Raw genomic sequence first — 19,916 nt, forward strand, 5'->3', positions numbered from 1 at the left:
ATAGTTTGCTAGTAGACAACCTGAGTCGGTGCGTTATCCGTACCACGGTTATTTCGGTCTGGGGTCGCCGGTTGCTGCTGTTTTACAGGAGTGACCTGGCTCGTGGGTTTGGTTGTGCCATCGGCAGGTGGAAAGTACAGAGGACCTTTAAGACCGCAGCCAGAAAGACTGAAAAGTGCCAGCATAAATGCCAGTGGGCAGAAAATTTTCTTCATTATTGAGATGCCTGTAATCCAATATTCTGCCTTCTATCATCGCAGGTGATCCCTGAAAAGCAATACTCTTTTCTCTTCGCGACTGTTGCTATACTGCCGTGAAGACGAACAACTGAGAAACAGATATGAATGACAGTGAATTTCATCGCCTGGCCGACGGTCTGTGGTCAACAATCGAAGAACGCCTGGATGACTGGGATGGTGACAGCGATATTGACTGTGAAATCAACGGTGGCGTACTGAGCCTGAGTTTTGAGAACCGCAGCAAGATTATTATCAATCGCCAGGAGCCTTTGCATCAGGTCTGGCTGGCAACCAAAAACGGCGGTTACCATTTTAATTTGCAGGGCGATAAGTGGATTTGCGATCGCAGCGGCGCTGAGTTTTGGGCGTTGCTGGAAGAAGCTTGCACGCAGCAAGCGGGCGAGCCTGTGAGTTTTAGCTAGCTGTTGCTGTACTGCTGAAGCAGCGGCGTATTGCTGTCGTCATGATTAGCTGGCGTCGCTGCTGTAATAGCCTGGTTGCGGAACGGAATAACCTGCGAGCGCCCCTCTACTTTCACAATCTGATAGAACTGCGGCAAGTTGAAGTTGATAAAGCTTGAACCGTAGGTAAAGCGATCGTGTGACGAAGAGTAGAAACGGCTCACGTCACGCACTAAATCTTCTTTGCTTCCTTCGCAGTGGTGGTAAACCTCTGCGCGGTTACTTTCATCAAGAATATAGATATTGAAGCCGTGGTCCTCACTCGCTTCTTCAAAGAAGAACTGAATGATCCCTTCACTGGCAAACCCATCGACCACTGACGGTAGCTGAACCTGGTTGGTTTCAACCTGCACTGACAGGCCATGAAGTTTGTTGTGCGAAATCGCGCCGTAGAATTCGACTGCATTCTCCAGTTTTTGCACTGAAACGCTCAGGCGCTCGAAGAACAGCCCCCACGTTTGGCCAGAAATACGCAGCGCTTTAAAGCGCCCAGGCTCCTGGCGAGTGCTCGATAAACGGAAGTCGATACATTCCGAAACCAGTTGCTGAACACGCGTGCGAATAAGCCCACGCAGATGCTGGCTATAGCAGAACACTTCCACGCTATCCGGCGGCGCGGCATCCTGGTGCATTTTGCCCAGAATGGTTTTCAGCGCCTCAATCATCGATTGCTCACCGTTAAAATGCAGGGTACGCACTTCATTCCAGGAGTTGCGATAAAGCAAGTCAACGCTGCCCACCAGGCACTGCTGCTGCTGCCCGAAACTGAACACATCCAGCTTACGGAAATCGAAATGCACGACCTGGTTGCGGAATGCCGCCGTCGGGTCGTATTCGAGGTTCACAATAATTGCCAGATGGCGAATTTCACATGGGCTGTACAACGCTTTCGCGCTTGGCGCAGGCAAACGCAACGGGAAGTGGTGCGAAACGTCAGCCACCATCTCCTGAAGTTTTGGCAAATCGCAAATACCGTTGCCCTTAATAAACAGACGGGTGCGGGAAGTCAGCAGGCCATTAAAGTAGGCCCAGGCCACCAGCTTATTAAGATAACGGTTATATTCCAGCGGTTGATGGCTGACGATGGAATCCATGTTTGGTGCACGGTTGTAGAGATACCAGCCTGAACGGTTAGCACGGCCTGGCGGCACATGAATAAAGGTCAGGTTCGGTTCTGACAAATCAGGGGAGATCTGCGGGTTAACCAGCGTGACTTTGCCTGGCAGCGCTTCAAACGCGGCATACAATTTACGGGTCAACACCCCGATATCTTGCGGGCTTGCGCTGACGCTCAGGTTATTACGGCGCGCGAAACGAATCAGGTTGCGATAGCTTTGCATCATCGCATCAAGCAACTCGTTGTGTGCATCGCGAACCTGGTCAATTTTCCAGTTAGCGCGGTTATCCAGCATCGCCAGACGTGGCTCGTCCCAACCCCAGTCTTTGACCAGTTGGCTCAGGACTTCACGACGCCAGCCTACGCAGGCGCGTTCACGGGAAAGTTTTTCGCACACTTTGAGATAGAAGCAACGGCGAACTAAATCCAGACGTGCGGTATCTTCTATTTGCGTGAGGTAGTGAGTCACACGCTCCAGCATCATGCAGTAAGGATCAAGCCCAAAGGAGACTATCTCGCCATCATGCAAACGCTGCTTAATGTCTTTTGCCAATAAACGAGTGTTCGGGTATTCCCAGGAATAAGCTTCCAGCAACAGTGTTTTCAGCACCGCTTTATAAGGGGAGTCGATACTTTTATAAAGCTGCCACAGGCTGGCACCAAAGTACTCTTCGGCCGAAAGGGTGCTTAAACCACCGAGATCGAGCCACTCGTTTGGCGTGAGCACACCCTGCGAGTAGAGGCTCATCACGTAATCGTCGTAATGATCTTCTTCATCACCCGGAACCATACTCCAGAGAATACGTTTCCCGGCCAGGCGCACTGCGGTGCGGTAGAATTCATCAAGCAACAAGATGTGTTGTGTTGAACCACAGTCTTCGCCGCCCAGGCTACCACTTTCGTTGTGGCGGAAGCGGTTTTCGTCAATCAGGAAGAAGCTGACTTCAACGCCTAAAGAGGCGGCCCAGCTTTCCAGTACGCTACATTTACGTTGCAGCAACTGGCGCTCGTCGTTATCGAGCCATGACTGGTGACAAACCCAAATATCCAGATCGGAAGAACAGCTTTGCCCAACGGACGATGTGCTGCCCATTGAATAGAGGCCAGTGATCGGCAATTCGCCAGATTCGGTTTTCTGCGGCGGCATACCGCGCATCAATTCGAGTTCGTTGAGGTAGTGGCGTTGGGTTTCATCAGGCGTGTAAATGCAAATGCCGTGTGGAACGTTACCCTCAAGGTAACCTGGCATCAGCGGGTGATGATAATGTAGCAATGTTGGCAGAAGACTGTAGACCTGTTGAAAAGCAGGCCCCATGGCAGCAAGTGCGCGATCTACACGCAGTTGGTTAATGGCATCCAGTCTCTGTTTAAGAGTCTCAATATAGAGGTACAAGACATATCGCCTGATGGTTTCAGTATTTCGAAAAAACCCGTTTCCCGGTTGTTGCCTCTATTATAAACGACAAGGCAAAGAATTGCTGGAAACGTGATCAATTTAACACCTTGCTGGTTGACCGTAAAGAAAGATGCGCTACGCGCCAAGTTCCTTACCGGCTCCCTGCTTTATATTCCATAATACGAAAGACGTCCCTCTTTTCCGCAAAACCGTTGAAACTGACAGTCTTCTGTGAAGAGTGGTAGGATGGTCAGGGACGATAATTACGGTAACTAGCAATGTTAGACAATGTATTAAGAATTGCCACCCGCCAAAGTCCATTAGCACTCTGGCAAGCACATTATGTCAAACAACGCCTCGAGGCGAACCATCCCCAGCTCACGGTTGAACTGGTGCCAATGGTTACGCGTGGCGACATCATTCTTGATACACCGCTAGCGAAAGTAGGTGGCAAGGGATTGTTTGTCAAAGAGTTAGAACTTGCACTCCTTGAAGGGCGCGCGGATATCGCAGTACATTCCATGAAAGATGTGCCAGTCGAGTTTCCTGAAGGCCTGGGTCTGGTGACCATTTGCGAGCGCGATGATCCGCGTGATGCTTTTGTTTCCAATAATTTCACCGACCTCGACTCTCTGCCTGCTGGCAGCGTAGTCGGCACTTCCAGCCTCCGCCGCCAGTGCCAGATTGCTGAGCGCCGCCCAGACCTGGTCATTCGCTCATTACGCGGCAATGTCGGGACTCGTTTGGGCAAGCTCGATAACGGTGACTACGATGCAATTATTCTTGCGATTGCCGGGCTTAATCGACTGGGGCTGCAATCACGTATTCGCTACGCCTTGCCAGCAGAAGTTTCCCTGCCTGCTGTGGGTCAGGGGGCAGTAGGAATCGAGTGCCGTCTTGACGACATACGCACTCAAGAGTTACTTGAGTCGCTGAATCATGAAGAAACCGCGATTCGCGTCAGCGCAGAACGAGCCATGAACATGCGTCTTGAGGGCGGATGCCAGGTGCCAATCGGCAGTTATGCCGAGTTGATTAACGGTGAGCTCTGGCTGCGAGCATTAGTGGGCGCACCAGACGGCTCAATCCTGGTTCGTGGTGAGCGCCGTGGTAAACCAGAAGAGGCCGAAGTGATGGGAATTTCTCTTGCGGAAGAACTCCTTGATAAAGGAGCCCGTGAAATTCTGGCCGCGGTTTATGACGGAGATGCCCCGGCATGACGATCCTTGTCACCCGCCCTTCCCCAGCAGGGGACGAGTTAGTGAGCAGACTGCGCACACTGGGGCAGGTGGCGTATAGCTTCCCTCTCATCGAGTTTTCCCCTGGTCGGCAGTTGGACAAACTGCCGTCTATGCTAGCGAGCCTGTCCACAGGCGATCTGGTGTTCGTGTTATCACAACACGTCATACAGTACGCCCAGCCGCAATTAAGCCAAAATGGTATGCCATGGCCAGCAAATCTTGCCTGGTTTGCTATTGGGCGCACCACTGCGTTAGCGTTTCATACCGTGAGCCATTTGCCGGTTCGCTATCCGCAAGACAGGGAAACAACGGAAGTCTTGCTACAATTACCTGAATTACAGAATATTGCTGGTAAACGTGCACTCATTTTACGCGGCAATGGTGGCCGTGAACTGTTAGGCGAAACGCTGACAGCGCGCGGTGCAGAAGTCACTTTCTGCGAATGTTATCAAAGAAATGCCAGAATTTATGACGGAACGGAAGAAGCCTTTCGCTGGCGCGAACGTGGAGTTTCAACGCTGGTCGTGACGAGTGGTGAAATGCTACAACAGCTTTATGCTCTCGTTCCCGAATGGTATCGAAAAAACTGGTTACTACACTGCCAACTATTAGTTGTTAGTGAGCGTCTGGCAGACCTTGCCCGGGATCTGGGCTGGCAGGATATTCGGGTCGCCGATAACGCAGACAATGACGCGCTGCTTCGCGCGTTACAATAAATCAATAACATGGGACGCCACAATGACGGAACAACAGACTAACTCCGCCATGGTTGAAGAGACCAAACCAGGGCTGGAAAGCGCACCGCTTCCAGAACAACCACCACAAAAAAATCGTAGTGGTATTGCCGGAATTGCGCTGGGTGCTATCGCCATTGCTATTGCGCTGGCGTTAGGTGGCGGTCTTTACAGTTATGGCAAGCATCAGTCGGCGGCGCAAACTGCCAATACCGATGCGCTGGCAACACAATTAATCGCCTTGCAAAAGCAGCAAGAACAGCAGCAATCCGCGCTGGAAACCACTATCAAGCAGCAAGCGTCTGCTCTCGAAGAGTCGAATCGCCAACAAGCGAATCTGGCGCGTGAGCTTGAGGAAGTGCAGCAAAAAGTGGCGACCATTTCCGGGAGTGATGCGAAAACCTGGTTGCTAGCGCAGTCCGATTTCCTGGTGAAATTGGCAGGGCGAAAACTGTGGAGCGATCAGGATGTCACCACCGCGGCAGCACTTCTGAAAAGTGCAGATGCCAGCCTTGCGGATATGAATGACCCGAGCGTGCTGGCTGCTCGCCGTGCGCTAACGGATGATATTTCTGCGTTGTCCGCGATTACTCAGGTGGATTACGACGGGATTATCCTCAAGCTAAATCAGCTATCTAATCAAGTCGATAACCTGCGTCTTGCGGATAATAATACCGATGACACGCCGATGGACTCTGACGGTAACGAGCTCTCAAGCACTGTCACGGAATGGCGTCAAAACCTGGCAAAAAGCTGGCACAACTTTATGGATAGCTTCATTACTATCCGCCGTCGCGATGAAACGGCGGTGCCACTGCTGGCACCAAATCAGGATGTTTATCTGCGTGAGAATATCCGCTCACGTCTGCTGGTTGCTGCGCAAGCTGTTCCACGTCATCAGGATGAAACCTATAAGCAATCGCTGGAGAATGTCTCCACATGGGTTCGGGCTTATTACGATACCAATGACAGCGTCACCAAGTCGTTCCTTGATGAACTGGATTCTTTGAGCCAGCAAAGCATCAATATGGATGTGCCGCAAACGCTGGAAAGCCAGCCGCTGTTGGAAAAGCTGATGCAGACTCGGGTACGCAATTTACTCGCCCAGCCCGCAGCCAGCACGGCATCCCCTGCCCCAGTTGAACCCGCGCCTGCACCGGTTCCCGCACCCACTCAAGGAGAATAAGCATGATTAAAGTCTTATTACTCTTTCTGCTGTTGATCGCCGGGATCGTGCTCGGGCCAATGCTGGCGGGCCATCAGGGTTATGTGCTGATCCAGACAGATAATTACAACGTGGAAACCAGCGTCACAGGTCTGGTGATCATTCTGATCTTAAGTCTGGTTGTGCTGTTTGCCATTGAATGGGTGCTGCGTCGTGTTTTCCGCACCGGTGCCCGTACTCGTGGCTGGTTCGTAGGGCGTAAAAGCAGCCGTGCGCGTAAGCAAACCAAAGCGGCATTGCTGAAACTGGCAGAAGGCGATTACCAGCAGGTTGAGAAGCTGATGCTGAAAAATGCCGATCATGCGGAACAACCAGTGGTGAACTATTTGCTGGCAGCCGAAGCGGCACAACAGCGCGGTGATGAAGTCCGGGCAAATCAGCATCTAGAACGTGCAGCTGAACTGGCAGACCACGATCAATTACCGGTAGAAATTACTCGCGTGCGCCTGCAACTGGCTCGTAACGAGAATCACGCGGCGCGTCATGGTGTAGATAAATTGCTGGAAACCGCTCCGCGTCATCCGGAAGTTCTGCGTCTGGCTGAAATGGCCTATGTCCGTACCGGAGCATGGGGCTCGCTGCTTGATATTTTACCGGCAATGAACAAAGTTCAGGTGAGTGATGAAGCCCATCGTGCAGAGCTTCAGCGCCAGGCATGGATTGGGTTGATGGATCAGGCAATGGCAGACCAAGGTAACGATGGTCTGAAAAGCTGGTGGAAAAACCAAAGCCGTAAAACGCGCCACGAGACAGTGTTGCAAGTCGCTATGGCAGAGCATCTGATTGAATGTGACGATCATGACGCCGCGCAGGAAATCATTCTCGATGGCCTGAAACGCCAGTTTGACGAACGCCTGGTGTTACTGATGCCGCGTTTGAAATCTGGAAACCCAGAGCAACTCGAGAAAGCCCTTCGCCAGCAGATTAAAACGCAAGGCGATCGTCCGTTGTTGTACAGCACTCTCGGCCAGTTGCTGATGAAGCACGGTGAGTGGCAGCCAGCATGCGAGGCCTTCCGCGAAGCCATTAAACAACGCCCTGATGCGTTTGATTACGCCTGGCTGGCTGATTGCCTGGACAGGCTGCATCAACCTGAGGAAGCCGCGACCATGCGTCGCGATGGCCTGTTGTTAACTCTGCAAAATAATCCTAATCCGTAGATCCCAGGGGCGAAATCTTTCGCCCTTTTCCCTTTCTCGCTTTCCCTTACTGCATGCAAAAAAAAACACCTGCCAATTGGCAGGTGTTAAAACAGGTCTGTATGACAACTAAGTGGTGCTTCACTCAACGTTATGTCCATGGTGTCGGATGAGGTCTGAAAGACGACATCTGTCGGTGGACGATAAGCACCGTAATCGGCTCTGCGTCATTCCTGGGTTTATGAAGCCTAAGCAAACATAAGAAGTGGAATGAGCATCTACCTGTATATTATTGCATGATGTGTGCCAGGTTTGAATCCATAATTGCCATGAACCTATAATCGTTTGGTATTCATGTTGTTATCGTTGATAGCACTGGCAGCTGATGGGTTTTGTCTGGACTTTAGGTTTTCCGCAATAGTGTCTCTGTTTAGAGACACATAAACTCAATCCTGGTATTATTCATTTTTATCAATGAGTTAATAGTCACCAAACGGCGACAATCAAAACAGGAATGTCGCGAATAAGAGACTGGGATTGAGATGGACTGTTTTCGCAAGGGTGTCGGATGACGCTGCGCTTATCCGACCTACGAAACGGTAAACTACAGACGTAAAAAAGCCCAATCTTGCGGTTGGGCTTTCTTGAATTTGGTCGGCGAGAGAGGATTATTCCCCTGCGGGCCGTTGCTGAAGCAACGTTGTCTCGCTACGCTCGGCTCAAACCTCCTTCGGAGATTCTCATCCTCTATAAACTACAGACGTAAAAAAGCCCAATCTTTCGATTGGGCTTTCTTGAATTTGGTCGGCGAGAGAGGATTCGAACCTCCGACCCACTGGTCCCAAACCAGTTGCGCTACCAAGCTGCGCTACTCGCCGAAATACTGCTTTTACTTCTTACTGCTTTTAAATTAGAGATGGTGCGAAGAGAGGGACTTGAACCCTCACGTCCGTAAGAACACTAACACCTGAAGCTAGCGCGTCTACCAATTCCGCCACCTTCGCAATATCACTAAATTAATGGGGTGGCTAATGGGACTCGAACCCACGACAACTGGAATCACAATCCAGGGCTCTACCAACTGAGCTATAGCCACCACTGTAAATCTTTTCGCGCGGTCTACCTTCCTAAGAAGAAGTACCGCCGCAGCTCCAGCGCCATTCAATTAATGGTGCGCCCGACAGGATTCGAACCTGAGACCTCTGCCTCCGGAGGGCAGCGCTCTATCCAGCTGAGCTACGGGCGCATAGCGCCGTTGCGGGGTCGGATATTACGGGCTTCATGCCCACCTGTCTAGTGCTTATTTAAATAAAATGCGCATTTGGTTATGCTTTGCACATTCTGATGATTATCCAGCCAAATTCAGCCGTAAAACTCACTTTAACGGTGTGTCGGGTAGCGTTTTATAACCGACCGGTGTAATGCCAGGCCAGATAACGCAGCAACTTTATTTGGCGTGTGATGCGGCTCGGTTGCGACAACAAACGATAAAGCCATTCCAGACCAAGGTTCTGCCATATCTTTGGTGCACGCTTCACATGGCCGGTAAACACATCGTAGGTACCACCCACTCCCATATATAACGCATCAGGATGAACCTTACGGCAATCCCGCATAAAGATTTCCTGCCGCGGCGACCCCATCGCTACCGTCACAATAGCCGCGCCACTGTCCCGAATACGTTCAAACAAAGCCGCTTGCTGTTCCGCTTTGAAGTAACCATCCTGGCAACCGACAATATTAACCTGCCACTGTTCGCGCAGTTTGGCTTCGGTTTGCGCCAGTATTTCTGGTTTGCCGCCAATGAGGAAAACTGGTGTACCTTCTTGCCCCGCACGCTGCATCAAAGCTTCCCATAGGTCAGCACCAGGCACTCGTGACACAACCGCTCCAGGGAATTTTTTGCGAATGGAACGCACCACGCTAATTCCGTCGGCGTATTTGTATTCCGCGGCTTCGATCAGCGTTCGCACTTCCGGCTCACGTTCTGCGGCAAGAATTTTCTCTGCGTTAATCGCCACCAGCGTACCTCTACGCAGTGTTCCTTCTGTGTAGAGGTAATCCAAAGCATGCTGCATATCGCGCCAGCCCAGAAGGTTCAGACCGCGAATGGCATAGGAAGGGGCGGTAGTCAGTCGGTTCATGATATTCCTTGTGATGCTTTTTGGGTGCCTGAGACAGCTTGCGGGGAACGTCTTAACCGTTGATGTATCAGCCCCGCACTATCAAATAACCAGTAGAGCAGTTTAGCCAGCAGCAAGCAGGCACCAAATACCATCAGGAAAAATACAACGCGTGAGACGAAGGAATCCAGGCCCTCTCGTGCCAGAACAATCATGTTAAAGATCGCCCCGAAACAGAAACTATGCAGAATGGCTGCTTTGTACTTGTTGGTTTCCCGATTCCCCAGCTCATACAACCAGTCGAACCATTTGATGATTAGCCCCACTACCACTGCGCCCAACGGGATAAACCACACACCGCCCATCACCACCAGCGAGCCAATTAAGGTTGGTGAAATCGCCAGGCCAGAATGGTTGTTGAGAATTTCCCAGGTAAAGTAGTTCGCACTATTCAGTACAATACCAGGCCTACCGGGCCACAGCCATGTCGGAATAAAGACATAGAAATCACGTACTATCGGTGCCAACCCCTGGAATTCAATTTTGTCGTAATTTTGCAGCAGTAATCCCAGGTTTTCCCACGGAGAGAAGGTATCGCGCGTCAGGTACAAGAAGGTATAAAACGCTTCATCACCACTCACATTGAGACCGTAGCGTTTCAATGCCAGCCAAAACATGCCGACGATACCGAAGACGCCAGCCGCCGCCAGCATCCACAGCGAAATCCAACCGCGAATAATACCGATGAACAAAAAGATGGCGAACGCGATGATGATATTGGCGCGAGTCCCGCCAACAATCATGTAAGTCAGCAAGCCAAACGCTACAGTGCTGACCAGGAAGAACATCCAGGCGCGGCCATCTTGTTTAAGGAAATAGACCACCAGCATGGCGGGGATAAAGAAGTAGAAGAAGCGCTTTAACGCAACGCCCGACACTTCACTGGAGAAAATCTGGCTGTAGGAGTGCAGCTTAAATAACAAAAAACCATTATGCATAAAGAAGATGCCAACACTGACCAGCGCCACCACCATCAACATCACCCACGTCAGATGAGTCTCGACCCGGTTCATGGTAAAGACAGGACGCCGCACCGTTTCAGTTCTCTTCGCACGCAGCCTCGTTTTGTAGGCAACATAGTAGATACCGTAGAAACAGACTGCTGCAAGTTGTGCTTGTAGCAACACATCGGCCGGTACGACCGTTACGCCGAAGCGGAACACCAGCGTGCAGGTAAACGGGAAGCCAAAGAAAAATGTCAGCAGATAAAGCAGCGAGAAGAACACATTAAAATTGAAACGCACCCGGCGAAATTCCTGGTACGTTAACGTGCCAATGAACATCACTGATAAGAACCAGACCACAAACAAACCGCCAAATTGCAGCATACTCATGCGGTTTCTCCCGCAGCGATGTCCAGCGCCCGTTTCCAGCCGTCAATGTAATTAGGGTTGAAGAAGGCAATTTGTTGTTTATCCAGTAAGCGTAGTTGACGCTGCGCTTCGCGGACGATCGACTCATCCAGTGTGTCACCAGCAAAGAGCACGGGAATATGCTGTTCAGCCATATCCTGCCAGAACGGGTTTTTGCGACTCAACACGCACGGAATGCCCGCCTGAATCAGTAAGCAAAGCGTGCCGATTCCTTGCTGGCGGTCAAAAATGAAATATCCCAGCGAGCATTGACGCAACAGCGCCAGATAGTCGTCGAAGTCCATTTTTTCCGTCAGTACTTGTAGGTTCTCTTCGCTGAACAACGCTCGACCTGCTTGCTGTACCTCATGAATATACGCATCGTTGTTAGCGGGATAGCCCATCGGAACCACCACGCGTACCGTGTCGCCAAACTGGGCATGAATCGCTTTCAACGCCACAATGTGTTGATTGCTAAGATCGCCAGAATTGCCCACCAGCAGCGTCATTTTGCCGGTTTTCACGTCACCAGAGTCCAAAGTATTCAGCGACGAATCCATGCGCGTCGGGAAATAAATCAGTTCGCCAGCTACATTCGGGTGACGTTCATGGAAGTAGTTCAGGTCGCCGCGCGTGGCAAAAACTCGCCCCACCCGCCCCTGCGCAATACGGCGCAGCAGGTAAAATACCCGAAACTTGAGGCTCTTCGAGGCCTCGTAAAGATCAGCGCCCCAAATATGCCAGTACATCTGGGTGGGCTTCAAACCACCGGTCAGCAAGGCAATCCATAGCGCACTGTTAAACTGCCCATGGAAGAAAAAGCGTTGTTGGCGATTAGCCCGCGCCTTTTCCACCACGGCCTGCGCCAGCGCTTTTTTAGTTGGGTAAAGCGTTACGGTAAGTGCCGGAAAAGCGGAAAGCAAAGCGTCGTCCTTTGACACCACCATAAACTGGCGGGCATGCAGATTTGAAACAGCCAGTGCGTCATTGAAGAAGCGCAGTACCGTTTGATTATGGTGTGGGATATCCGATCCCAAAACGTGAATCAGTGTCGTCATGCTCGTCTACGATAAATGAGGAAAACGCTGCAACAGAGCGTGAAGTAAATGATGTACGTTGCCATATATGCCTGCGAGGCCCCCAAGGCACCATGCGCAGGTATAAGCCAATGTGAAAAACCGGTCAATAATGTGAACTGGCTGATTTCAGTCAAGATATAGAAGCGAAGCGAGGCTTTGGCTATCACCAGATAACCAAACACATATGAGCCCACTTTCAGCACATCGCCCACCAGTTGCCAGGCAAAAAGATCGCGCATCGCAATGAATTTATGCGAAAAAAGCAGCCAGATAGCAAAGTCGCGTAACAGCCAGACGGTGACGCTTGCCGCCGCAACCGCAGGCAGAACAAACTTCAGAGAACGAACAATCTCGCGGCTGATGTCGGTTTTGTTGGTTAAGCGTGAAAGCGTTGGCAGCAAATAAACGCTAAACGAAGCGGTGATGAATTGCAGGTAGGCATCCGAAATGCTGCTTACGCCCTGCCAAATCCCGACATCTTCCCAACTGTAGTGAGCAGCAAGCAGGTTACGCATCATGACATAAGCCACTGGGAGCGTCACAGAGGTGATCAGCGCCATGATCGTGAATTTACCAAGGCTACTGGCGTAAACTTTATCCCACTGCGGTTTCAGGTAGCCAAATGGTACGTGCTCGCGGCGAACCAGCATGATGCCTGCCGGAATAAGTACCAACGCAGGCACCAACGCAAGCCCCAGCAACGCCCCCTGATATCCGCCCAGGCGATAACAAAGGTAATACGCCATCACGCCAATAAGACTGCCACCAATCAGTGCCAGCGCGTTACCAGCCGCATCACGAAAACCTTTCATGATGGCTAACGACAAGTTCGCCCAGGCGATACCCATCTGCACTAACGCCACCAGACGCACTAATCCCTGGTAATTCTCATGCCCAAATAAACCAAGGCTGATGGGCTTTGCTGCAACCACAAAAATGATGGCTAAAAGTGTTGAGAAACCCAACACCATCGCCGACGACGTGCCGATAACCTTGCGTAATTGCTCGGGCTGATCGTGATACTGCGCGACGTATTTTGTCACGCCGTTGAAGATCCCCGCGCCGGCAAGCACGCCCAATACCGTGACCATCTGGCGGAAGTTTCCCGCCTGACCGACGCCAGCTGGGCCATATGCCACCGCAAGCAGTTTCACCACCAGCAAACCGGCAGCAATTTTTACCAGTGTGGACCCTGCGGTCCACACTGAGGCTTTCGCGAGTGACATATCAGGAGAAGAAGCTTAACAACGTATTGATAACGGTACGTTGGTTCGCTGGAGACAAGTTGTAGAACAGTGGCAAACGCAGCAGGCGCTCGCTTTCTTGTGTGGTGAAACGGTCTTCGCCGTGGAAGTAACCAAACTTCTCGCCAGCCGGGCAATCATGTAATGGGATGTAATGGAACACCGCCATAATTTCTGCCTCTTTGAGATACGCAATCAGCGCGCTGCGGTCTTCGATATCACGCAGCTTGATATAAAACATGTGCGCATTCTGTACACAGTCTTTTGGAATCGATGGCAATTCGATGCGCCCGGCTTTAGCCAGTGGTGCAAGCGCGTCGTAATAGGCATGCCACAGTTTCAGGCGCTGTTGGTTAATCTTTTCAGCGGCTTCCAGTTGCGCCCAAAGGTACGCGGCCTGTAGGTCTGCCATCAGGTAGCTTGAACCAATATCGCGCCAGGTGTATTTGTCCACTTGCCCACGGAAAAACTGGCTGCGGTTGGTGCCTTTTTCGCGAATAATTTCCGCGCGTTCGATAAGTGAAGCGTCGTTTATCAACGTCGCTCCCCCTTCGCCACCGGCGGTGTAGTTTTTGGTTTCGTGGAAGCTGAAGCAGCCAATGTGGCCAATTGTTCCTAAGGCGCGGCCTTTGTAGGTCGACATCACACCCTGCGCGGCATCTTCCACCACAAAGAGTTTATGTTTTGTCGCAATCGCCATAATGGTGTCCATTTCGCAGGCAACACCCGCGTAATGAACCGGAACAATGGCTCGCGTTTTCTCGGTGATGGCTGCTTCAATCAGCTTCTCGTCGATGTTCATGGTGTCCGGGCGAATATCAACAAAGACAACTTTGGCGCCACGTAGAACAAAGGCATTCGCTGTAGAAACAAAGGTATAGCTTGGCATAATCACTTCATCGCCGGGCTGAATATTCAGCAGCAACGCGGCCATTTCCAGCGATGCGGTACAAGAAGGTGTCAGCAGCACTTTTTTGCTGCCAAAACGGTGCTCCATCCATTGCTGACAGCGACGGGTGAAACCACCGTCGCCACAGAGCTTGCCGCTACCCATCGCAGCCTGCATGTATTCGATTTCCGTACCTACAACTGGCGGAGCATTAAATGGAATCATTTTTTCACCTGTATAACCAGAAGGCGGTGCTTTCTATGTTGGCACCGCTTTGAATATAACGTCGCAGAGCTGCGGTATTGCTGGTTTGTGTAGCCACGCGCAGCGTTTGTAACCCACGCTGCTGACACCATAAACGCGCGGTATCCATCAATTCGGCACCCACACCACGTCCCGCCAGTAAACCAATACGCGCCTCGCGCTCATTGAGTTGGCGCATGCTGACAAAGCCTTGTATCACATCACCATTTTTCAATATCAGGCACTCGTGGTCAAAAGTACCAAGCACTGCATTTTCAACCCATTGTGCATAGAAATTTCCACTATCAGCTGGTTGATACCAGGGCGCACGAAAACGGCTTTGTGTGAAAATTTTAGCGGCTAAATCCCGTAATACAGGGATATCCGCATCTGTGGCTAGCTGTAGAGAAGATGGAGCATGTTGCGTGCCAACTTTCAGTGCAAGATCGACTTCTCCTTCAACCAGTTTAAAACCGAGTTGCTGCAAACCATCAAGCAAGAGGGTTTGCTGGGTAGCGATTTTTGCCTGCACACGGGTAAACGCCGCAAGGAGTGGTGGAGTCAGCAAGGGCGCGTCATCTTCAAAACGAAGAATTCCGCTATTCACCGCAAAGAATTGGTTCTCCCAGTCGAGAGATTCAATTCTTGCGTGAACGGGTACAGAGTTAGACGTCATCGGCTTCATCTGCGTCTGGCGAGAACTAGCGCCAGACTCCTTTGGTATCAACAATCCAGCGTTGCTGAACTTGTGTACCCGGAATAACTTTGAATGCCTGGTGATCGACTAACATCACCAACACGTCAGCTTGTGAAAGGGCTTCATCCGTAGTGGCTAATTCACAGTGTCCGAGCAGTTTTTTCGGCAGCTGGTGAATGTTGGGCTCAACTGCCAGAGTTTTACCACTATGCCAGGTGCTGAGAAGCTCAGCGATTTCCATGGCAGGGCTTTCACGCAGGTCGTCAATGTTAGGTTTAAACGCAAGGCCAAAGCAGGCAATAGTGATTTCACTGGCGCGCTTTCCTGTTTCTGACAGGCAGTCAGCTACGGCGGCTTTCACCTGGTTGACAACCCAGTGCGGCTTGCCATCGTTGACCTCACGCGCGGTACGGATCAACTGTGCTTGCTCTGGGTTCTGCGCGACGATAAACCATGGGTCAACCGCGATGCAATGCCCACCAACACCCGGACCCGGCTGCAAGATATTGACGCGCGGGTGACGGTTCGCCAGGCGGATTAATTCCCAGACGTTAATCCCTTGTGCGGCACAAATCAGCGACAGCTCGTTGGCGAAGGCAATATTCACATCGCGGAAGCTGTTTTCAGTGAGCTTACACATTTCAGCGGTGCGGGAGTTCGTCACCACACACTCACCTTCCAGGAAGATTTTGTACAGTTCGCTGGCACGAGCCGAGCAGATTGGCGTCATGCCGCCAATAACCCGATCGTTTTTGATAAGCTCAACCATCACCTGGCCTGGCAATACTCGTTCCGGGCAGTAAGCCACGTTAACATCTGCTGCTTCACCAGCCTGCTGAGGGAATGTCAGGTCAGGGCGAAGTTCGGCTAACCATTGCGCCATTTGCTCGGTTGAACCGACCGGAGAAGTGGACTCCAGAATCACCAAAGCCCCTTTCTTGAGGACGGGAGCGATGGACTCGGCGGCAGCTTTAACATAAACCATGTCCGGTTCGTGATCGCCTTTAAATGGCGTTGGCACCGCAATCAAAAAAGCATCAGCTTCAACTGGCCTGGTACTGGCGCGTAAAAAACCACCTTCCACAGCAGTTTTGACCACCTTATCCAGGTCGGGCTCAACGATGTGAATAGCACCACGATTTATGGTGTCTACAGCATGTTGGTTGATATCAACCCCTACGACGTGTTGCTGTTTAGAGGCAAATGCAGCCGCAGTAGGTAATCCGATATAGCCAAGACCAATCACAGAGATGGTTGCAAAACTCATTGTTGTGTCACCTGATTCTTCTTCAATGCAGCCAAAATTTGTTCACAGGCCTTACCGTTGCCGTAAGGATTATGTGCCCGACTCATCACTTCGTATTCGTTTTGGTCTTTCAACAAACGCGTTACCTGGCGGACAATCTCTTGAGTATCCGTACCCACCAAACGAACGGTTCCTGCATCAACCGCTTCCGGGCGCTCTGTAGTATCACGCATCACCAATACGGGTTTTCCCAGCGATGGCGCTTCTTCCTGGATACCACCGGAGTCGGTCAGAATCAGGTAGGCATGGTTCATTAAATAGACAAACGGCAAGTATTCCTGTGGGTCGATCAGCACCACGTTTTTAACATCACCAAGAATACGCGTCACAGGCTCGCTAACATTTGGATTCAAATGCACAGGATAAACAATCTGAACATCGCTATTTTCTTTAGCAATTTCAGCCAGCGCGTGACAAATACGTTCAAAACCATCGCCAAAGCTTTCGCGGCGGTGACCGGTAACCAGAATCAGTTTTTTGCTGTTATCGAGGAACGGATGACACTCCGCCAAAGAGCTGCGCAAGCTATCATCAGCCAACACGCGATCGCGGACGGAAATCAGCGCATCAATCACCGTATTACCGGTAACGAAGATCTTACTGTCGCTGATATTTTCACGTAAGAGGTTTTGTCGGGAATTCTCTGTTGGCGCGAAGTGATACATCGCCAGATGCCCGGTAATGGTTCTGTTCGCTTCTTCTGGCCACGGGGAGTACAGGTCGCCAGTACGCAGACCCGCTTCAACATGCCCAACGGGAATACGCTGATAAAATGCAGCAAGACTAGTGGCGAGTGTCGTTGTGGTATCGCCATGTACCAGAACCACATCCGGCTTAAATGACTCAAGAATCGGCTTTAGTCCCTCGAGGATGCGGCAGGTGATTTCCGTCAACCCTTGCCCCGGTTTCATGATGTTTAAATCATAATCCGGCTCGATAGAAAATAGATTCAGCACTTGATCCAGCATCTCGCGATGCTGTGCTGTCACGCAGACTTTTGCGTCAAAAAACGGGTCTTTTGCCAACGCATCAACCAGTGGAGCCATTTTAATGGCTTCTGGGCGCGTGCCAAAAACAGTTAACACTTTCACAGCGATTCTCTTTAATTAAAAAAGGTGAAAGCCGTCCATCGAGCTTTCACCGGGTAAGGGCGTTATAACAATTTTGGACGGCGGGCTAATGCCACACCAGCACCAATCAGGGCCCCAACCATACCCCACATAATCAGCAAGAATGCCCGGCGCGGACTATCACGCTTCACAGGTTCCTCAGGGGTACGTAAATAGCGGTAGGTTTGGAAGCGAGCGTCGAGCGTCGGTCCAACATTCAGCGTCGACAGCATGGCTCGATTCTGGTCATAGTCGATGTCATAGTCTGGACCTACCGCTTGCAAGCTTTCAAGGCGTGCTTGCAACATAGGACGTCCTAACATGAACATTTCAGAATCTGGTAACTCGTCGGCAGGAACTTCTGTTTCACTTTTAGAAATATTTTGCTGCTGTGCTATTTTCAGCGCTTGCTCGACACTGTGCACTTTGCGGTCAAAAATTGCCTTCGCTACTGCTTCCTGGCGTTTAACTTGCGCTTTCATCTGAACAGTACGAGCAGCCCAGGCCCCCGTCAGTTCTTCATTGAGATGGCTTGCCGCACGCTGGCTGGCAAAAGCGACATATTGGCGCAGCAAGTTGTTAGCATCAGCGGCAGTTTCAGCAATTAGCTTCACGCTATCGCTAGTGTTACGGGTGGCATCACCAGCAGTAAATTGAATGTTATCAATGACTTCATCCAATAGCGCGGCATCCACTTTACTATTGCCAACCTGACGTTGTTTGTAATAGTCAGTCTGCAGCCAAAAATCACGACGGGTATCGTAAGCAGACAGCTGCATGATGAATTCTTTGTAAGCTTCATCCATCACCGACGGCTGATCGACCGGCAACATGTTAGATCTGAGGTCAAGATTGCGCAGGAATTGCTGCTGAGAATAAAAACCACCCAGCATATTCACGGTTGGACGATCGGTTATCGCGTTAGCACTCCACTCCTGCTTGGCAAAGAAAGTATAGATCAGCGCTACGGCAGCAAACAAAGCTGCCACGCCAATAATCCACAGCTTCCCTTGCCAAAGTGTCCGGAATAAACCACGAATGTCCAACTCGTTGTCTACCATTCCCGGGTTATTTCCTGGCACGTTTTGTTTCATCACTTCCCCAATTACATTCAGAATTAAGAAATGCTACTGCTGTTTCTACGTTGCCGACGCTTATGGCGTCTTATAAAACGAGCCACTTTCCAGGCGCGTTTGATGCAATAATCATATAGGACAAATGCAAGCAAGAATAATGCCAACATTACCCACTCGGGTATGGAATGAATATATTCAGCAGCCACGCCAATACTCGCAAGCAATGCTGCTGCGGCTGTGATAAGCACAAAAGCCTGACGGGAAGTAAACCCAGCACGCATGATTAAATGGTGAATATGCTGGCGGTCTGGGGAGAATGGACTCATGCCTTTGCGTAAACGGCGGTACATGATGGCAATCATGTCCATCAAAGGAATAGCAATAATCCACAAAGCAGTGACTGGACTGATTGGATGAGTTTGACCCTGAGTGGTTTCCAGTAGGATCCAGATAACCGTAAATCCGATGAGCGTGCTACCCGCATCCCCCATAAATACTTTATAGCGACGTCCAAGTATCCCGAGGTTTAAAAGAATATAAGGCAAGATGGCGGCAATCATTGCGAAGCACCACATCGCCAGGCTCAATTGCCCATCGAAATAAAGGATGATTCCCATTGCTGCAAAGGATACGCAAGAAAGCCCACCCAACAGGCCATCAATACCATCAACCATATTGAAGGCGTTTATTGCAGCCCAGACGGCAAACAGGGTTAAAAAATAACCGAATGGGCCGAGAACCATTTCCCAGGAACCAAATATATACCCAAGGCTGACCAGGTATAATTTCCCGACAACCATCATAACAATGCCAATTAATGCCTGAATCGAGGCTCTAATTTTTACACTGATATCAAAGCGATCATCCAGAGCACCGACGAACACCAGTACCCCGGCACAGGTCAAATAAAGCCATGCGTGTGGGATGTAATAATTGGCAATCAGGAAAGTAAAGCAGATCCCGGCATAAACAGAAATGCCTCCGACCAAAGGGATGAGTCCCTGGTGGCGTTTGCGGAAGTTTGGTTTATCTACCAGACCGATTCTTTTTGCCACCTTACGAGCGAAAAAAAGAAAAACGGTAGTGAATAAAAAAATACTTACCAGGTCAGTTCCAGCGGTGATTAAATTCACAGTGCAAGCTCTCTGCAAAATAAAAGGTCAAGGAAAACTCAATCGAAGTCTGC

General features: G+C 50.7%; 17 protein-coding genes, 4 tRNA genes and 1 other RNA gene. 5 read left to right on the plus strand and 17 right to left on the minus strand.

Annotated elements, in window-relative coordinates; genetic code table 11:
- Positions 1-8 precede the first annotated feature (8 nt).
- The gene (locus EC843_RS23455) at positions 9-215 is read right to left on the minus strand and encodes a lipoprotein (protein WP_064541531.1); all 207 of its coding nucleotides are present in this window, start codon (positions 213-215) and stop codon (positions 9-11) included.
- 125 nt (positions 216-340) lie between these two features.
- Between EC843_RS23455 and cyaY the strand changes: the two genes are divergently transcribed.
- Positions 341-661, plus strand: coding sequence for an iron donor protein CyaY (gene cyaY, locus EC843_RS23460; RefSeq protein WP_064541534.1), 321 nt, complete (start codon positions 341-343; stop codon positions 659-661).
- On the opposite strand, the gene cyaA is transcribed toward cyaY, so the two are convergent.
- A complete protein-coding gene (gene cyaA / locus EC843_RS23465; protein WP_064541537.1) occupies positions 658-3,210 on the minus strand; it encodes a class I adenylate cyclase in 2,553 nt (850 codons plus the stop codon). The two genes, cyaY and cyaA, sit on opposite strands and share 4 nt — an antisense overlap.
- Before the next feature lie 281 nt (positions 3,211-3,491).
- Between cyaA and hemC the strand changes: the two genes are divergently transcribed.
- From hemC to hemY, 4 genes are read left to right on the plus strand one after another with little or no spacing between them, the layout of a single operon-like run.
- A complete protein-coding gene (hemC, locus tag EC843_RS23470; protein WP_133523140.1) occupies positions 3,492-4,433 on the plus strand; it encodes a hydroxymethylbilane synthase in 942 nt (313 codons plus the stop codon).
- Positions 4,430-5,170, plus strand: coding sequence for a uroporphyrinogen-III synthase (hemD, locus tag EC843_RS23475; RefSeq protein WP_133523141.1), 741 nt, complete (start codon positions 4,430-4,432; stop codon positions 5,168-5,170). The genes hemC and hemD overlap by 4 nt, the downstream gene beginning before the upstream one ends.
- A gap of 22 nt (positions 5,171-5,192) precedes the next feature.
- The gene (hemX, locus tag EC843_RS23480) at positions 5,193-6,374 is read left to right on the plus strand and encodes a uroporphyrinogen-III C-methyltransferase (RefSeq protein WP_064541546.1); all 1,182 of its coding nucleotides are present in this window, start codon (positions 5,193-5,195) and stop codon (positions 6,372-6,374) included.
- Between the two features lie 2 nt (positions 6,375-6,376).
- The gene (gene hemY, locus EC843_RS23485; RefSeq protein ID WP_064541549.1) at positions 6,377-7,573 is read left to right on the plus strand and encodes a protoheme IX biogenesis protein HemY; all 1,197 of its coding nucleotides are present in this window, start codon (positions 6,377-6,379) and stop codon (positions 7,571-7,573) included.
- 630 nt (positions 7,574-8,203) lie between these two features.
- On the opposite strand, the gene EC843_RS23490 is transcribed toward hemY, so the two are convergent.
- The 15 genes from EC843_RS23490 to wecA all read right to left on the minus strand — a co-directional run bounded on the left by EC843_RS23490 (position 8,204) and on the right by wecA (position 19,863).
- Positions 8,204-8,317, minus strand: a non-coding RNA gene (locus tag EC843_RS23490) — RtT sRNA.
- Between the two features lie 36 nt (positions 8,318-8,353).
- Positions 8,354-8,430, minus strand: a tRNA-Pro gene (locus EC843_RS23495).
- A gap of 39 nt (positions 8,431-8,469) precedes the next feature.
- Positions 8,470-8,556, minus strand: a tRNA-Leu gene (locus EC843_RS23500).
- Positions 8,557-8,572: 16 nt separating this feature from the next.
- Positions 8,573-8,648, minus strand: a tRNA-His gene (locus EC843_RS23505).
- Between the two features lie 73 nt (positions 8,649-8,721).
- Positions 8,722-8,798: transfer RNA gene (locus EC843_RS23510), tRNA-Arg, on the minus strand.
- A 157-nt stretch (positions 8,799-8,955) separates the two neighbouring features.
- Positions 8,956-9,696 (minus strand): lipopolysaccharide N-acetylmannosaminouronosyltransferase, encoded by a 741-nt coding sequence (gene wecG / locus EC843_RS23515; protein ID WP_133523142.1) that lies wholly within the window; start codon positions 9,694-9,696, stop codon positions 8,956-8,958.
- The gene (gene wzyE / locus EC843_RS23520; protein ID WP_133523143.1) at positions 9,693-11,069 is read right to left on the minus strand and encodes an ECA oligosaccharide polymerase; all 1,377 of its coding nucleotides are present in this window, start codon (positions 11,067-11,069) and stop codon (positions 9,693-9,695) included. Before wzyE ends, wecG begins: the two co-directional genes overlap by 4 nt.
- Entirely contained in the window at positions 11,066-12,145 is a 1,080-nt protein-coding gene (locus EC843_RS23525; protein WP_133523144.1) for a TDP-N-acetylfucosamine:lipid II N-acetylfucosaminyltransferase, read from the minus strand. The genes wzyE and EC843_RS23525 overlap by 4 nt, the downstream gene beginning before the upstream one ends.
- Positions 12,142-13,392, minus strand: coding sequence for a lipid III flippase WzxE (wzxE, locus tag EC843_RS23530; RefSeq protein ID WP_133523145.1), 1,251 nt, complete (start codon positions 13,390-13,392; stop codon positions 12,142-12,144). The genes EC843_RS23525 and wzxE overlap by 4 nt, the downstream gene beginning before the upstream one ends.
- A 1-nt stretch (position 13,393) precedes the next feature.
- The gene (rffA, locus tag EC843_RS23535) at positions 13,394-14,524 is read right to left on the minus strand and encodes a dTDP-4-amino-4,6-dideoxygalactose transaminase (RefSeq protein ID WP_133523146.1); all 1,131 of its coding nucleotides are present in this window, start codon (positions 14,522-14,524) and stop codon (positions 13,394-13,396) included.
- A 4-nt stretch (positions 14,525-14,528) separates the two neighbouring features.
- A complete protein-coding gene (rffC, locus tag EC843_RS23540) occupies positions 14,529-15,218 on the minus strand; it encodes a dTDP-4-amino-4,6-dideoxy-D-galactose acyltransferase (RefSeq protein ID WP_064541632.1) in 690 nt (229 codons plus the stop codon).
- Between the two features lie 25 nt (positions 15,219-15,243).
- Complete coding sequence (gene wecC, locus EC843_RS23545) at positions 15,244-16,506, minus strand: UDP-N-acetyl-D-mannosamine dehydrogenase (protein ID WP_064541566.1); 1,263 nt, start codon at positions 16,504-16,506, stop codon at positions 15,244-15,246.
- Entirely contained in the window at positions 16,503-17,636 is a 1,134-nt protein-coding gene (wecB, locus tag EC843_RS23550) for a UDP-N-acetylglucosamine 2-epimerase (non-hydrolyzing) (RefSeq protein WP_064541569.1), read from the minus strand. Before wecB ends, wecC begins: the two co-directional genes overlap by 4 nt.
- A gap of 62 nt (positions 17,637-17,698) precedes the next feature.
- Entirely contained in the window at positions 17,699-18,748 is a 1,050-nt protein-coding gene (wzzE, locus tag EC843_RS23555) for an ECA polysaccharide chain length modulation protein (RefSeq protein WP_133523147.1), read from the minus strand.
- Positions 18,749-18,771: 23 nt separating this feature from the next.
- Positions 18,772-19,863 (minus strand): UDP-N-acetylglucosamine--undecaprenyl-phosphate N-acetylglucosaminephosphotransferase, encoded by a 1,092-nt coding sequence (wecA, locus tag EC843_RS23560; protein WP_133523148.1) that lies wholly within the window; start codon positions 19,861-19,863, stop codon positions 18,772-18,774.
- Positions 19,864-19,916: the final 53 nt, after the last annotated feature.

Origin of the sequence: Buttiauxella sp. JUb87 (assembly GCF_004361975.1) — a bacterium.
Taxonomy (GTDB): domain Bacteria; phylum Pseudomonadota; class Gammaproteobacteria; order Enterobacterales; family Enterobacteriaceae; genus Buttiauxella; species Buttiauxella ferragutiae.

What these genes read in the sequence shown, in the direction of transcription:
- EC843_RS23525 (WP_133523144.1), bottom strand. Translation starts at nt 12,145, where the DNA reads ATGACGACACTGATTCACGTTTTGGGATCGGATATCCCACACCATAAT.
- rffC (WP_064541632.1), bottom strand. Translation starts at nt 15,218, where the DNA reads ATGACGTCTAACTCTGTACCCGTTCACGCAAGAATTGAATCTCTCGAC.
- wzxE (WP_133523145.1), bottom strand. Translation starts at nt 13,392, where the DNA reads ATGTCACTCGCGAAAGCCTCAGTGTGGACCGCAGGGTCCACACTGGTA.
- hemX (WP_064541546.1), top strand. Translation starts at nt 5,193, where the DNA reads ATGACGGAACAACAGACTAACTCCGCCATGGTTGAAGAGACCAAACCA.
- hemY (WP_064541549.1), top strand. Translation starts at nt 6,377, where the DNA reads ATGATTAAAGTCTTATTACTCTTTCTGCTGTTGATCGCCGGGATCGTG.
- wecC (WP_064541566.1), bottom strand. Translation starts at nt 16,506, where the DNA reads ATGAGTTTTGCAACCATCTCTGTGATTGGTCTTGGCTATATCGGATTA.
- cyaY (WP_064541534.1), top strand. Translation starts at nt 341, where the DNA reads ATGAATGACAGTGAATTTCATCGCCTGGCCGACGGTCTGTGGTCAACA.
- hemC (WP_133523140.1), top strand. Translation starts at nt 3,492, where the DNA reads ATGTTAGACAATGTATTAAGAATTGCCACCCGCCAAAGTCCATTAGCA.
- hemD (WP_133523141.1), top strand. Translation starts at nt 4,430, where the DNA reads ATGACGATCCTTGTCACCCGCCCTTCCCCAGCAGGGGACGAGTTAGTG.
- EC843_RS23455 (WP_064541531.1), bottom strand. Translation starts at nt 215, where the DNA reads ATGAAGAAAATTTTCTGCCCACTGGCATTTATGCTGGCACTTTTCAGT.
- wzzE (WP_133523147.1), bottom strand. Translation starts at nt 18,748, where the DNA reads ATGAAACAAAACGTGCCAGGAAATAACCCGGGAATGGTAGACAACGAG.
- wzyE (WP_133523143.1), bottom strand. Translation starts at nt 11,069, where the DNA reads ATGAGTATGCTGCAATTTGGCGGTTTGTTTGTGGTCTGGTTCTTATCA.
- wecG (WP_133523142.1), bottom strand. Translation starts at nt 9,696, where the DNA reads ATGAACCGACTGACTACCGCCCCTTCCTATGCCATTCGCGGTCTGAAC.
- rffA (WP_133523146.1), bottom strand. Translation starts at nt 14,524, where the DNA reads ATGATTCCATTTAATGCTCCGCCAGTTGTAGGTACGGAAATCGAATAC.